Genomic DNA, 1,336 nt, shown 5'->3' on the forward strand with positions numbered 1-1,336 from the left:
CACATATCGCTATGCTTCCACCTCGAACCTATCTACCTGATCATCTTTCAGGGATCTTACCACTTGCGTGTGGGAAATCTCATCTTGAGGGGGGCTTCATGCTTAGATGCTTTCAGCACTTATCCCGTCCGCACATAGCTACCCAGCGATGCCAATGGCTTGACAACTGGTACACCAGCGGTGCGTCCATCCCGGTCCTCTCGTACTAAGGACAGCTCCTCTCAAATTTCCTGCGCCCACGACGGATAGGGACCGAACTGTCTCACGACGTTCTGAACCCAGCTCGCGTACCGCTTTAATGGGCGAACAGCCCAACCCTTGGGACCGACTACAGCCCCAGGATGCGATGAGCCGACATCGAGGTGCCAAACCTCCCCGTCGATGTGGACTCTTGGGGGAGATAAGCCTGTTATCCCCGGGGTAGCTTTTATCCGTTGAGCGATGGCCCTTCCATGCGGAACCACCGGATCACTAAGCCCGTCTTTCGACCCTGCTCGACTTGTAGGTCTCGCAGTCAAGCTCCCTTATGCCTTTACACTCTTCGAATGATTTCCAACCATTCTGAGGGAACCTTTGGGCGCCTCCGTTACTCTTTAGGAGGCGACCGCCCCAGTCAAACTGCCCGCCTGACACTGTCTCCCACCCGGATCACGGGTGAGGGTTAGAAGTTCAACACAGCCAGGGTAGTATCCCACCAATGCCTCCATCGAAGCTGGCGCTCCGATTTCCAAGGCTCCTACCTATCCTGTACAAGCTGTGCCAAAATTCAATATCAGGCTACAGTAAAGCTCCACGGGGTCTTTCCGTCCTGTCGCGGGTAACCTGCATCTTCACAGGTACTATAATTTCACCGAGTCTCTCGTTGAGACAGTGCCCAGATCGTTACACCTTTCGTGCGGGTCGGAACTTACCCGACAAGGAATTTCGCTACCTTAGGACCGTTATAGTTACGGCCGCCGTTTACTGGGGCTTCAATTCGTACCTTCGCTTGCGCTAAGCACTCCTCTTAACCTTCCAGCACCGGGCAGGTGTCAGCCCCTATACTTCACCTTACGGTTTCGCAGAGACCTGTGTTTTTGCTAAACAGTCGCCTGGGCCTATTCACTGCGGCTCTCTCGGGCTTGCACCCTACCAGAGCACCCCTTCTCCCGAAGTTACGGGGTCATTTTGCCGAGTTCCTTAACGAGAGTTCACTCGCTCACCTTAGGATTCTCTCCTCGCCTACCTGTGTCGGTTTGCGGTACGGGCACCTAGCATCTCGCTAGAGGCTTTTCTTGGCAGTGTGGAATCAAAGACTTCGGTACTATAATTCCCTCGTCATCACAGCTCAGCTTAC

1 rRNA gene is annotated in these 1,336 nt (G+C 54.1%); it reads right to left on the reverse strand.

The window, feature by feature from the left end:
- Positions 1-1,336, reverse strand: a 23S ribosomal RNA gene (locus E2R51_RS19560); the annotation flags it as partial.

This window comes from Jeotgalibacillus sp. S-D1, from assembly GCF_004358665.1.
In the GTDB taxonomy this organism is placed as follows: Bacteria; Bacillota; Bacilli; order Bacillales; family Jeotgalibacillaceae; genus Jeotgalibacillus.